The organism is Desertibaculum subflavum, assembly GCA_003576705.1.
Taxonomy (GTDB): Bacteria; Pseudomonadota; Alphaproteobacteria; order Ferrovibrionales; family Ferrovibrionaceae; genus Desertibaculum; species Desertibaculum subflavum.
On record QOZS01000091.1, the window covers coordinates 1 to 12,242 of the forward strand.

Here is a 12,242-nt window from a genome sequence, read left to right on the forward strand (position 1 = left end):
GGGCCGGCGCCGTCCGCGGGGCCTGCGCCTGGGCCGTCATCGCCGGCCGTTGCGGCGCCGCTCGATCCGCCCTCACCGCCGCCCCCTTCGCCGCCGGCCGCTCATCCGGAGCCGCCGCCGCAGGTCGCCGCCCTGCCGCCAGCCCGGGCCGGGTCGCTTCTGTTCACCTGGCCGGTCAAGGGCCGGGTCGTCTCCGGTTTCGGGCCGAAGCCCGGCGGCCAGCACAATGACGGCATCAATATCGAGGTGGCGCGCGGCAGCCCGGTGCGGGCGGCGGAGGCCGGCACCGTCGTCTATGCCGGCAACGAGCTGAAGGGCTACGGCAACCTGGTGCTGATCCGGCATGCCGGCGGCTGGGTCACGGCCTATGCCCATAACGACGAGATCCTGGTGCGGCGCGGGGCGCAGATCGGCAAGGGCCATCTGATCGCGAAATCGGGCGCGAGCGGCGGCATCGGCAGCCCGCAGGTGCATTTCGAGATCCGCAAGGGTCGCGAGCCGGTCGACCCGATACGCTATCTGGGCACGCCGGAGACGGTCAGCGGAGCGGCTGGCCGAGGCGGCCTGCCAGGTCCTGGATGAACTGCCAGGCGACGCGGCCGGAACGGGCGCCGCGGGTCATCGACCATTCGATCGCCTCGGCGCGGAGCTGCTCCGGCGCCACCTTCAGCCCGAACTTGGCGACATAGCCGTCGAGCATCGCGAAATAGTCGTCCTGGCTGCAATTGTGGAAGCCGAGCCAGAGGCCGAAACGGTCGGAAAGCGAGACCTTTTCCTCCACCGCCTCGTGCGGGTTGATGGCGGTGGAGCGCTCGTTCTCCATCATGTCGCGCGGCAGCAGATGACGGCGGTTCGAGGTGGCGTAGAACACCACCGATTCCGGCCTGCCCTCGACGCCGCCTTCCAGCACCGCCTTGAGCGACTTGTAGCTGGTGTCCTCCGCGTCGAAGGAGAGGTCGTCGCAGAACAGGATGAAGCGGCGCGGCTGGTCGCGCAGCCGCTTGAGCAGGCGGGGCAGGGACGGAATGTCCTCGCGGTGGATCTCGACCAGGCCGAGCAACCCACCCGTCTTGGCCGCGACCTCGCCGTGCACCGCCTTGACCAGCGAGCTCTTGCCCATGCCGCGAGCGCCCCAGAGCAGGGCGTTGTTGGCCGGCAAACCGCCGGCGAAGCGGCGCGTGTTGTCCAGCAGGATGTCGCGCACCCGATCGATGCCCTTGAGCAGGCCGAGATCGAGCCGGTTGATCCGGGCGACGGGGTCGAGCTGGTCGCCCTCCGGATGCCAGATATAGGCCTCGGCCTGGGGCAGTGCCCCGGCCTCGGCCGGCGGCGGGGCGAGGCGCTCCAGCGCTTCGGCGATGCGGGTGAGGGGGCCGATCAGCTCTTGCATTTCACGCGGCAAATTGGGGGTCCGGGCAGGGCGGCGGACGGTAGCACGCACCCCCCCATGGTCAAGCCGAGCCGGCCTTTGAAACGGGGAGGGGGGCCGTTATAGTCCGCGCCTCTTTTCGAACCGGCGGAACAAAAGGAAACCGATGCTCATTTCCAGCGCAGCAGCGCAGACACCCGGCGGCGGGCTGTTCGGCGACAGTGCCATAACGTCGATTCTGCCGCTGATCCTGATCTTCGTGGTGTTCTACTTCCTGCTGATCCGCCCGCAGCAGAAGAAGGTGAAGGAGCATCGCGAGCTGATCGCCGGCATCCGGCGCAATGACGTGGTGATCACCGGCGGCGGCATCGTCGGCAAGGTCACCAAGGTGATCGACGATGCCACGGTGCAGGTCGAGATCGCCGAGAACGTGCGCGTGCGGGTGGAGCGGGGCACCATTGCCGGCATCCGGAGCCGCGGCGACGCGCCGGAGGCGCCGGCCTCGACCCCGGCCGGCGGCGGGGACGAGAAGAAGGGCCTGCTCTCCTTTCTGACCAAGAAGTAGCCGCCAGGCGGCCGATCGGTAGCAATGCTGTATTTCGCGCCCTGGAAGATCGTCGTCATCCTGGTGACGTGCCTGCTCGGCATCCTGTTCGCGGTGCCGAACCTGTTCACGCGCGAGCAGCTCGCCACGCTGCCGGGCTGGATGCCGGCCCAGCAGGTCAATCTCGGCCTCGACCTGCGCGGCGGCGCCTATCTGCTGCTCGAAGTCGATCTCGAGGGCGTGCAAAGGGAACGGCTGGAGAGCCTGGTCGAGAGCGTTCGGTCGGAATTGCAGGCGGGCCGCATCCGCTATACCGGCCTGGGCGTGGTCGGCAATGCGGTGCAGGTGCGGATCCGTGACGCCGCCCAATTCGATACCGCGCGCGAGGCACTCAACAAGATTCCGCAGCCGCTCAGCGCGGGCTTTCTCGGCGGCAGCGGCGGCAAGGACGTCCAAATCGAAGCCGGACCGGACGGGCTGTTCACCCTTTCCTTTGCGGAGCAGGGCCTGAAAGAACGTGCAGATGCTGCCATCTCGGAATCGATCGAGATCGTGCGGCGGCGCATCGATGAGCTGGGTGTTACGGAGCCCTCGATTCAGCGCCAGGGCGCCGACCGCATCATCGTGCAACTGCCCGGCGTGGGCGATCCCGGACGCATTGAGGAAATTCTCGGTACGACCGCGAAAATGACATTTCGCATGGTGGACACATCACCCGAAGCAATTGCGGGCCGCACGCCGCCGGGCTCCATGCTGTTGACTTCCGACACCGAGCGCGGGGCCGATGGCAAGCCAAGGACCTTTGTCGTGCGGAAGAAGATCGAGGTGGACGGCGACGAGCTGGAGAACGCCCAGGCTGCGCTCAACCAGCAGACCGGCCAGTGGGTGGTCAACTTCCGGTTCAACAGCGCAGGCGGTCGGAAATTCGCCAACGTGACCAAGGAGAATGTCGGCAAGCCCTTTGCCATAGTTCTGGACAACAAGGTGATTTCTGCGCCGGTGATTCGGGAGCCGATCCTCGGCGGTTCTGGCCAGATCAGCGGGAACTTCAATGTTCAAACCGCCAATGATCTTGCCTTGTTGCTTCGTGCGGGCGCGTTGCCGGCGCCGCTCAATGTCGTGGAGCGCCGCGCAATAGGCCCCGATCTCGGTGCCGATTCGATCCGGGCGGGCTGGATCGCGTCCGTCATCGGATTCGCGCTGGTGGTGGTCTTCGTCTTCGCGGCCTACGGCCTGTTCGGCCTGTTCGCCAATATCGCGCTGGTGCTGAACCTGGTGCTGCTGGTCGGCCTGCTGTCGCTGCTGCAGGCGACGCTGACCTTGCCCGGCATCGCCGGCATCGTGCTGACCATGGGCATGGCGGTCGATGCCAACGTGCTGATCTTCGAGCGCATCCGTGAGGAGCAGCGGCTCGGCCGCGGCGTGATCGGCTCGATCGATGCCGGCTTCAAGCGCGCCATGTCGACCATCCTGGACTCGAACCTGACGACGATCCTGACCGCGATCGTGCTGTTCAGCTTCGGCACCGGGCCGGTGCGCGGCTTCGCCGTGACCCTGATGCTGGGCATCGCCATCTCGATGTTCACCGCGATCTGGGTATGCCGCCTGATGCTGGCGGAATGGGTGCGCCGCCGCCGTCCGCGCCAGCTCTACGTCTGAGGTTCGCACCCATGCCGATGCCCCGCCTTCGCCTGGTGCCGACCGAGACGCATTGGCCGTTCATGCGCTGGCGCAACTTTGCCTTTGCGCTCACGGCGGCGCTGACACTGCTGTCGGCCGGCGCGATGTACGTGCAGGGCTTCAATTTCGGCATCGACTTCGCCGGCGGCATCGTGATGGAGGTGCGCACGCCGGAGCGCGCCGATCTCGGTAAGATCCGCAGCCATCTCTCCGGGCTTGGCCTCGGCGAGGTGGCGCTGCAGGAATTCGGCTCGCCCAATGACGTGCTGATCCGCGTGCAGCGCCAGGAAGGCGGCGACGAAGCGCAGAAGGCGGCGGTCGACAAGGTCACGGCGGCATTGCGCGAGGATGTCGGCGAGGGCATCAGCTTCCGCCGCACCGAGTTCGTCGGCCCGAAAGTGTCCGGCGAGCTGATCGAGGGCGCCGTCATCGCGACCCTGATCTCGCTGGTCGGCATCATGCTCTATGTGTGGTTCCGCTTCGAATGGCAGTTCGGCGTGGGCGCCGCCATCACGACCATCCACGATGTGGTGATGACGCTCGGCTTCTTTGCCGTCACCGGCTACGAGTTCAACCTGTCGAGCGTGGCCGCGGTGCTGACGGTGATGGGCTATTCCATCAACGACACCGTCGTGGTGTACGACCGCATTCGCGAGAACCTGCGCAAGTTCAAGACCATGGACCTGCAGGCGCTGATCGATCTCTGCGTCAACCAGACCCTGTCGCGCACCGTCATGACGTCGATCACCACGCTGCTCGCGCTGGTCGCGCTGGTGGTGTTCGGCGGCGAGGTGATCCGCAGCTTCTGCGCCTCGATGATCTTCGGCATTCTGATCGGCACCTATTCGTCGATCTTCGTCGCCGCGCCGCTGCTCATTCACTTGAAGCTGCGCCGGGGCGGCCAGGGGGCCGCGGCGACCACCGATCAGCCGGCTTCGGCCGGCACCGCCTGAGGCGGCGGCTTGGCGGTCCCGCCCGGCACCAGCCGGCCGGTCATCAATGCCTATGGCCAGGGCGGCTTCCGCATTTCCGGCCGGACCTTCACCGGCTCCGTCCTGATCCTGGCCGACCATGCCGAGGCGGTGCCCGCGGGCAGCGTCGCCGCGCTCGAGACGGGCGATCTCGCGCCGCTGCTCCAGGCCGAGGCCCGGCCGGAATTCCTGCTGATCGGATGCGGCCGGTCCATCGCGCCGCTGCCGGCGCCGGTCCGCCAGGCGCTCGCGGCGCAGCGCATCGGCGTCGAGCTGATGGATACCGGCGCCGCCTGCCGGACCTACCACGTGCTCGCCGGCGAGCAGCGCCGCGTCGCCGCGCTGCTGATCGCGATCTGAGGCGCGCTCAGCCGCCTTCGGCCTTGGCCCGGCGCCAGAGCGCTTCCATGTCGTCGAGCGTCATGTCGGGCAGTTTGCGGCCGGTCTCCTCGGCGAGGCGCTCGATGCGGCGGAAGCGGCGCTCGAACTTGGCGTTCGCCTTGCGCAGTGCCGTCTCGGGATCGAGCTTGAGCTTGCGCACGAGATTGACCACGGCGAACAGCAGGTCGCCGGCCTCGTCCTCGCGTTCGGCATCGGTCCGGGCCGCCTTCAGCTCGCCGATCTCCTCGTCGATCTTGGCATAGACCTCGTCGGCCGAGGGCCAGTCGAAGCCGGTGCGGGCGGCGCGGGCCTGCAGCTTCTCGGCGCGCAGCAGGGCGGGCAGGGCGAGGGCAATGCCGTCCAATGCGCTTTCATGCCCCTTGGCGGCACGCTCCTTGGCCTTGAGCGCTTCCCAGGTCGCGATCGAGCCTTCGGGCGAGGTGGCGCCGGCGCCGCCGAAGACATGCGGATGGCGGTCGATCAGCTTGGCCGAGATCGCCGCCGCCACGTCCGCAAAGGTGAAGGCCCGGGCTTCCTCGGCCATGCGGGCGTGGAACACGACCTGGAGCAGGAGATCGCCGAGCTCTTCCTTCAGCGCCGCCATGTCGCTGCGCTCGATCGCGTCGGCCACTTCATAGGCTTCCTCGATCGTGTACGGCGCGATGGTGGCGAAGCTCTGTTCCAGGTCCCAGGGGCAGCCGATTTCGGGTGTGCGCAGGCGCGCCATGATGGCGAGGAGGTGGGCGGTCGGATCGGCGGTTTCCTTGGTGTTCTCGGCCGTCATCTCACCTCCGAAGATCGCATAATGTATATTATGTCAAATAAGTTCCGTCTCAGGCCGGCACGTCGATGACCATGCCGTCATAGGCCGGCTCGACCCCTTCCGGCAGCTCCTTCAACAGCGTCCGGTAGTCGAGGTCGATATGCATGTTGGTGAGGATGGCCCGTTCGGGCTTCACGCGCGCGATCCAGCCCAGCGTGCGCTCGAGATGCGCATGCGTCGGATGCGGCTTGTAGCGCATCGCGTCCACGACCCAGACCTTGATGCCGGCGAGCCGGTCCAGCGCCTCGTCGTCCAGCATCACGACGTCGTTCGAATACCCGAAGCTGCCGAACCGGAAGCCTTGCGAGATGGTGTTGTTGCCGTGGTCCTGCGGGATCGGCACGACGTCCAGCGTGCCGACCCGGAACGGCCCGTCGAACAGTTTCAGGTCGATGATGGCCGGATACATGCTGCCGGCCAGCCGCTCGAAGCAATAGCCGAACTTGCCCTTGAGGCCGCGCGCGGTGTCCGGATCGGCGAAGCCGCGCACCGGGTGGCCGCTGCGGATATGGAAGGCTCTCAGGTCGTCCAGGCCGTGGCTCTGGTCGGCATGATCATGCGTCCAGATCACGCCGTCGATCCGGTCGATGCCGGCATCGAGCAGCTGCTCGCGCATGTCCGGCGCGGTGTCGATCAGTACCCGCGTCTCGGCATTCTCCACCACGATGGAGCAGCGTCGGCGCCGGTTGCGCGGCTCGGCGGGATCGCAGACGCCCCAGTCGCCGCCGATGCGCGGCACGCCGCCGGAAGTGCCGCAGCCCAGGATGGTGACCCGCAAACTCACGCCGTCGCGACCTTTCGGAACAGACGATGGAAATTGGCCGTGGTCGCGGCTTCGAGCGCCGCCGCAGACAAGCCGCGCAACTCCGCCAGCCGCTTGGCGGTATGGGCGACGAAGGCCGGCTCGTTCCGCTTGCCGCGCATCGGCACCGGCGCGAGATACGGCGCATCGGTCTCGACCAGCAGACGATCTTCCGGCACCGCCCTGGCGGCCTCGCGCACCGCCTCGGCCGATTTGAAGGTCAGGATGCCGCTGAACGAGACGTAGAGCCCGAGTTTCACCGCCTGTTCAGCAAGTTCTTTGCTGGAGCTGAAGCAGTGCAGAAGCCCGGTATAGGCCCCCTGCTCCAGCCCTTCGCGCAGGATGGCGGCCGTATCGGCGTCGGCGTCCCGCGTGTGCACGATCAGCGGCAGGCCGGTCGCGCGCGCGGCGGCGATATGGGCGCGGAAGCAGGCGGCCTGGCGGTCCTTCGGGCTGTGCTCGTAGTAGTAATCGAGCCCGGTCTCGCCGATGCCGACCACCTTCGGGTGGCGCGCCAGTTCAACGAGGCGCGCGGTGTCCTCGCCCGGCTCCACCGCGGCCTCGTGCGGATGCACGCCCACCGTGGCCCAGACATTGGGAAACCGCTCGGCGATGGCGATCACCTTCTCCGCTTCGCTGAGCTTGGTGCCGATCGTCACCAGGGTGCCGATGCCGGCTGCCTTGGCGCGGTCGACGACGGCGTCGAGCTCGTCGGCGAAATCCGGGAAGTCGAGATGGCAATGGCTGTCGACCAGCATCGGACTAGGCCGCCGGCTCCTGGAGGCGCGGGAAGATGCCGGCCGGTGCCGGCAGCGCGACACCCGGCTGCAGCGCGCCCTGCGGCCCGATGGCGGCGAAGTTGCGCGCCGCGGCCGCCACCGCGAGCTGGTCCAGCAGCTTGTCGGCGGCGTCCGGCACGAAGGGATGCGCGGCAATGGCAAGGCAGCGGATCGCCTCGGCCAGCACCCACAGCACGCTGCCCATGCGGGCCGGATCGGTCTTGCGCAGCGCCCAGGGCGCCTCGGCATCGATATAGCGGTTGGCTGCGTTGACCACGTCGATCCAATGCTGCAGCGCCTGATGAATGGCCTGCAAGCCCATTTCGGTCCGCATCTTTTCCGGCAGCGCATAGGCCTGGTCGAGCAGTGCCGCGTCCGCTTCGGTCCGCGCGCCTGGCGCCGGCAGCACGCCGCCGCAATTCTTGTTGATGAAGCTGAGCGTGCGCTGGCCGAGATTGCCGAAGCCGTTGGCGAGCTCGCCGTTGATCCGGTTGACCACGGACTTGCGCGAGAAGTCGCCATCGTTGCCGAACGGGAACTCGCGGAGCAGCACGTAGCGCGTCTGGTCCAGCCCGTAAGTGCCGATCAGGTCGTGCGGATCGATGACGTTGCCATCGGTCTTGGACATCTTCCTGCCCTCGACCGTCCACCAGCCATGGGCGAAGACGCGCTTGGGCGGGGCCACGCCCGCGGCCATCAGGAAGGCCGGCCAGTAGACGGTGTGAAAGCGCAGGATGTCCTTGCCCACCATGTGCAGGTCGGCCGGCCAGAAGGTCTTGAATTTCTCACTGTTCGTATCGGGATAGCCGACGGCCGTGATGTAGTTCGTCAACGCGTCCAGCCAGACGTACATGATGTGGCCCGGCGCATCCGGCACCGGCACGCCCCAGGTGAAGCTGGTGCGCGAGATGGAGAGATCCTTCAGCCCGCCGCGCACGAAGCTGAGCACCTCGTTGCGCCGGGCCGGTGGCAGGATGCAGTCGGGATTGGCCTCATAGAACTGCAGCAGGCGATCGGCCCAGGCGGACAGGCGGAAGAAGTAGCTCGGCTCCTCCACCCATTCGACAATGGCGCCGGACGGCGCCACGAACTTGCCGTCCGCATTCCGGGTCAACTCGTCCTCGGCATAGAAGGCCTCGTCGCGCACCGCGTACCAGCCGGCATAGCTGCCGAGATAGATGTCGCCATTGGCCTCCAGCGCCTTCCAGATCGCCTGGCTCGACTTGATGTGGCGCGGCTCGGTGGTGCGGATGAAGTCGTCATTCGAAATGTTAAGAGCCTTCGCCAACTCCTTGAAATTGGCCGAGCCCGCGTCGCAAAACTCAAGCGGCTGGCGGCCCGCGGCCTGGGCCGATTTCTCGACCTTCTGGCCGTGCTCGTCGGTGCCGGTGAGGAAGAAGACCTTGCGGCCGTCGAGCCGCATGAAGCGCGCGATCACGTCGCAGGCGATCGTCGTGTAGGCATGCCCGATATGGGGCTTGTCGTTCACGTAGTAGATCGGGGTCGTGATGTAATACGCTCTGTCCTCGGCCATTTTGCACTACTCCGGCCGCGTTGGCGGATGCCGGCGGTTCAGCCCGCCGCCCGGGCCATGGCACCGAACAGGGTCAGAACCACCTGTTTCCGCTCGAGATTGAGGGCTTCGGCCCGCTCGACGAGGCGGCCGGTCTTTTCCCATAGGTCGATCCAGCGATCAAGGCTGCCCCGCCCGGCCAGGCGGGAGACCACGCCCTCCTCCGCCCCGGCCGGACCGGATTGGCCGCCGCCGGCGCGCCGGATCACCCGGGTCAGCCACCAGTCGAGCAGCTCGCCCAGGACGGAAAGGCCGTCGCCATCGGCGCCACGGCCGAGCTTGTCGCCCAGCGCGTGCACGCCCGGCAGGTCCAGCACCGGGAGCCGGCCGAGCAGCGTGCCGATCTGCTGGTGCAGCTCGGCACCGCCTAGATCGGCGAGCCTGAGCGCCCGGCCCGGCGCGCCTTCGGCGAGGCGGACCAGCACGGCAGCCTCCTCCTCGGCGAGCTGCGGCCGGTGCGCGCGCAGCACCGTCAGCGCGTCCTCGTCGGCCAGCGGGCGCAGCTGCAGGCGCCGGCAGCGTGAGCGGATGGTCGGCAGCACCGCGCCCGGCCGGTGCGCCAGCAGCAGGATCAGCGCATGGGCCGGCGGCTCCTCGACGATCTTGAGCAGCGAATTGACGCTCTCGCGGTTGGCTTCGTCCAGGCTGTCGACGATTGCGACGCGATAGCCGCCTTCCGCCGCCGTCATGGCGAAGAAACCGGGCAGAGCCCGGGCATCGGCGACCACGATCTCGCGCCGCATCCGGCCGCGATCGGTCAGCGAGCGCTCGACGGTCAGCAGGTCGGCATGGGCGGCAGCGGCCACGCGATGGAACACACCCGAATCCGGATCGACATCGAGGCTGGCCGGTGGCAGCGCGTCGCCGAACAGCCCGCCTTCGGCGGCCTTGCGCCCCAGCAGGACGAAGCGGGCGATGCGATAGGCCAAGGTCGCCTTGCCGATGCCGCGCGGGCCTTCGATCAGCCAGGCGTGGTGCAGGCGATCCGCCGTCCAGGCATCGAGGAACGCGCGCTCCGCCGCGGCATGGCCGCGCAGACCGGAGGTGTGCCGGGGGTGATCCGGCGAGGCGGACAGCGTGGCATCGCTCATGTCGGCGGCAGCCTTTCGCTCACCACCTGCCAGACCCGGTCGGCAATCGCTTCGACCGTCGCCTGGGCGTCGATCACCACGCAGCGCGGCGCCTGGGCGGCGATCTGCAGGAAACCGTCGCGCACCCGCTGATGGAACTCGACATCGAAGGATTCAAAGCGCGTCTCGGCGCCACCGCGCGATTTCGCTCGGGCGAGGCCGGCCTCGACCGGCAGATCGAAGACGAGGGTCAGATCGGGCTGGAAATCGCCGATCGCCAGCTGGCGCAGGCGGTCGATCAACTCGGGCCCGAGGCCGCGCCCGAAGCCCTGATAGGCGAGCGTCGAATCGATGAAGCGGTCGCAGATCACAACGGTGCCGCGATCCAGCGCCGGCCAGACGGTGTGGCGCAGATGGTCGCGCCGCGCGGCATAGACCAGCAGGGCCTCGGCAATGGCGTCCCAGCGGCCCGGCTCGCCTTCGACCAGCAGGGCGCGGATCTGATCGGCGCCGGGCGACCCGCCGGGCTCGCGCGTCGCCACAACCTCGCGCCCGGCCTGTCTGAGCCGCGCGGCAAGCCGCGCCGCCTGGGTCGACTTGCCGGTGCCCTCCCCGCCTTCGAATGTGATGAACGTGCCGCGCATCAGCGCATGTTAGCGCGCCGCCGCCGGCCGGCCCCAGACCAGATAGGACGCCGCGGTCGCGATCCGATCGGCGAAGCCGAGCTTGGCAACGTCGCCCGCGGTGACCAGCGGATATTCCTTGGTCTCCATCTCGCTCGCCGAGACGACGAGGCGGCCGATCGGCTGGCCGCGCCGGATCGGCGCCGGGATCGGATCGTCGTACTGCACCACCACCTTCAGGCTCTTGCGCGCCGGCCGCGGCATCGTGGCGGAGATGTTGACGTCGCTGGCGAGGCCCACCTTGGGCGCCACGCCGAGCCAGACATTGGCTTCGTCGACCGGCTGGCCGGCCTTGGCGATGGTCACGGTCTCGAATTCGCGGTAGCCCCAGTCGAGCAGGCGCTCCGCCTCGCGGGCGCGCGCATTGACGTTCTGCATGCCGTTGATCACCAGGATCAGCCGGCGGCCGTCGCGCATGGTCGAGGCGGTAAGGCCGTAGCCCGCCGCATCGGTATGGCCGGTCTTCAGGCCGTCGGCACCGACATTCTTGTACAGCAGCGGATTGCGGTTGCCCTGGGTGATCGGCTTCTTGGTCACCTGGTCGATGCCGTAGGTGAAGGTCTTCTCGCTGTAGAGCCCGTAGAAATCGGGGAAGTTCCGGATGATCAGCGAGGCGAGATGGGCCAGCTCGCGCGCCGTCATCACGTGCTGCGGATCCGGCAGGCCGTGCGCGTTGCGGAACACGCTCTTCGGCATGCCGATCTCGCGCGCCTTCTGCGTCATCAGCTCGGCGAACTTCTCCTCGCTGCCGGCGAGGCCCTCGGCCAGAACGATACAGGCATCGTTGCCCGACTGGATGATCATGCCGCGCAGCAGGTCGGCCACCTTCACCCGCTCGCCCAGCGGCACGAACATCTTGGAGCCGAAAGTCTTCCAGGCCTTCTCCGAGACCGGCAGCTCGTCCTCGAGCTTGAGCTCGCCCTTCTTCAGCTTGTCGAACACCATGTAGCCGGTCATCAGCTTGCTCATCGATGACGGCGGCATCAGCTCGTCGGCATTCTTGTTGAGCAGGACCGCACCGGTCTGGAAGTCGATCAGGATCGCCTGCTTCGCCTCGGTGGCGATGGTCGGCCATTCGGCATAGGCCGCGCCGGTGCCGCCCAGAAGCCCGAGTGCCAGGCCGACGAGGAAGCGAGCGGCAAGAATGGGGGAGCGACGCATGCGGAAGCCTCCTCTCAATCGATCACGATGCGCGCATCGGGCTGACCGGTGGCGATGACCTGCGCCAGGGTACGGTCGGCCGTCTCAACAGAGTCTAACGGCCCGATGCGGACGCGGAAGAATTCCGTGCCGCGCACGGTTACGGCGGTCACGGTGGCCGGCGCGATCGCCGAGATGCGGGCGCTCAGGCGGTGCGCGTTCTCGAACTGGGTGAAGGCACCGGCCTGGACGTAGATCGTCGTCGCCTTGACCGCTACCTGGCGGACCGGCTGCTTGTCCAGGTCGATCGGCCGGGCCTCGCCGGCGCCGATCACCGCGGTGGCGGAGGGCTGTGCCGGCGCGGGCGCCGGCGTCGGCGCGCTCTGGCCGCGCATGCCCGGCGGCGGCGGCAGCGCCTCGGTGCTGA

14 protein-coding genes are annotated in these 12,242 nt (G+C 68.0%); 5 read left to right on the forward strand and 9 right to left on the reverse strand.

What is annotated here, in order from left to right:
* Positions 1 to 582, forward strand: a 582-nt coding sequence (locus tag DT074_RS26500) for a murein hydrolase activator EnvC family protein (protein ID WP_162915261.1), incomplete at its 5' end; no start/stop codon positions are given.
* Here DT074_RS26500 and DT074_RS26505 read toward each other — a convergent pair.
* Positions 539 to 1,390, reverse strand: coding sequence for an ATP-binding protein (locus tag DT074_RS26505; RefSeq protein ID WP_119422859.1), 852 nt, complete (start codon positions 1,388 to 1,390; stop codon positions 539 to 541). The genes DT074_RS26500 and DT074_RS26505 overlap by 44 nt on opposite strands.
* Before the next feature lie 145 nt (positions 1,391 to 1,535).
* Between DT074_RS26505 and yajC the strand changes: the two genes are divergently transcribed.
* The 4 genes from yajC to DT074_RS26525 are packed head-to-tail and all read left to right on the forward strand — an operon-like array spanning position 1,536 to position 4,924.
* Positions 1,536 to 1,934: a preprotein translocase subunit YajC gene (gene yajC, locus DT074_RS26510; RefSeq protein ID WP_119422860.1), complete on the forward strand. Its 399-nt coding sequence runs from the start codon at positions 1,536 to 1,538 to the stop codon at positions 1,932 to 1,934.
* Positions 1,935 to 1,958: 24 nt separating this feature from the next.
* Positions 1,959 to 3,572: a protein translocase subunit SecD gene (secD, locus tag DT074_RS28640; RefSeq protein ID WP_119422861.1), complete on the forward strand. Its 1,614-nt coding sequence runs from the start codon at positions 1,959 to 1,961 to the stop codon at positions 3,570 to 3,572.
* Between the two features lie 11 nt (positions 3,573 to 3,583).
* Complete coding sequence (gene secF, locus DT074_RS28645; RefSeq protein ID WP_368744930.1) at positions 3,584 to 4,546, forward strand: protein translocase subunit SecF; 963 nt, start codon at positions 3,584 to 3,586, stop codon at positions 4,544 to 4,546.
* 9 nt (positions 4,547 to 4,555) lie between these two features.
* On the forward strand, positions 4,556 to 4,924 hold the full coding sequence (locus tag DT074_RS26525; protein WP_119422862.1) for an Mth938-like domain-containing protein: 369 nt from the start codon (positions 4,556 to 4,558) through the stop codon (positions 4,922 to 4,924).
* A 7-nt stretch (positions 4,925 to 4,931) separates the two neighbouring features.
* Here DT074_RS26525 and mazG read toward each other — a convergent pair whose 3' ends face one another.
* The 8 genes from mazG to DT074_RS26565 all read right to left on the reverse strand — a co-directional run.
* Positions 4,932 to 5,729, reverse strand: a complete 798-nt coding sequence (gene mazG / locus DT074_RS26530) for a nucleoside triphosphate pyrophosphohydrolase (RefSeq protein ID WP_119422863.1) — start codon at positions 5,727 to 5,729, stop codon at positions 4,932 to 4,934.
* A gap of 49 nt (positions 5,730 to 5,778) precedes the next feature.
* On the reverse strand, positions 5,779 to 6,552 hold the full coding sequence (locus tag DT074_RS26535) for an MBL fold metallo-hydrolase (RefSeq protein ID WP_368744931.1): 774 nt from the start codon (positions 6,550 to 6,552) through the stop codon (positions 5,779 to 5,781).
* Complete coding sequence (locus DT074_RS26540) at positions 6,549 to 7,328, reverse strand: TatD family hydrolase (RefSeq protein WP_119422865.1); 780 nt, start codon at positions 7,326 to 7,328, stop codon at positions 6,549 to 6,551. The genes DT074_RS26535 and DT074_RS26540 overlap by 4 nt, the downstream gene beginning before the upstream one ends.
* 4 nt (positions 7,329 to 7,332) lie before the next feature.
* Positions 7,333 to 8,883 carry a methionine--tRNA ligase gene (gene metG, locus DT074_RS26545; protein WP_119422866.1) on the reverse strand — a complete coding sequence of 517 codons (1,551 nt, stop codon included), beginning with the start codon at positions 8,881 to 8,883 and terminating at the stop codon, positions 7,333 to 7,335.
* A gap of 38 nt (positions 8,884 to 8,921) precedes the next feature.
* The gene (locus DT074_RS26550) at positions 8,922 to 10,013 is read right to left on the reverse strand and encodes a DNA polymerase III subunit delta' (protein WP_119422867.1); all 1,092 of its coding nucleotides are present in this window, start codon (positions 10,011 to 10,013) and stop codon (positions 8,922 to 8,924) included.
* On the reverse strand, positions 10,010 to 10,636 hold the full coding sequence (tmk, locus tag DT074_RS26555; RefSeq protein WP_119422868.1) for a dTMP kinase: 627 nt from the start codon (positions 10,634 to 10,636) through the stop codon (positions 10,010 to 10,012). Before tmk ends, DT074_RS26550 begins: the two co-directional genes overlap by 4 nt.
* A 9-nt stretch (positions 10,637 to 10,645) precedes the next feature.
* Entirely contained in the window at positions 10,646 to 11,836 is a 1,191-nt protein-coding gene (locus DT074_RS26560) for a D-alanyl-D-alanine carboxypeptidase family protein (RefSeq protein ID WP_119422869.1), read from the reverse strand.
* A 14-nt stretch (positions 11,837 to 11,850) separates the two neighbouring features.
* Positions 11,851 to 12,242 (reverse strand): SPOR domain-containing protein (locus DT074_RS26565; RefSeq protein WP_162915262.1); only part of this gene is annotated, 392 nt, incomplete at its 5' end.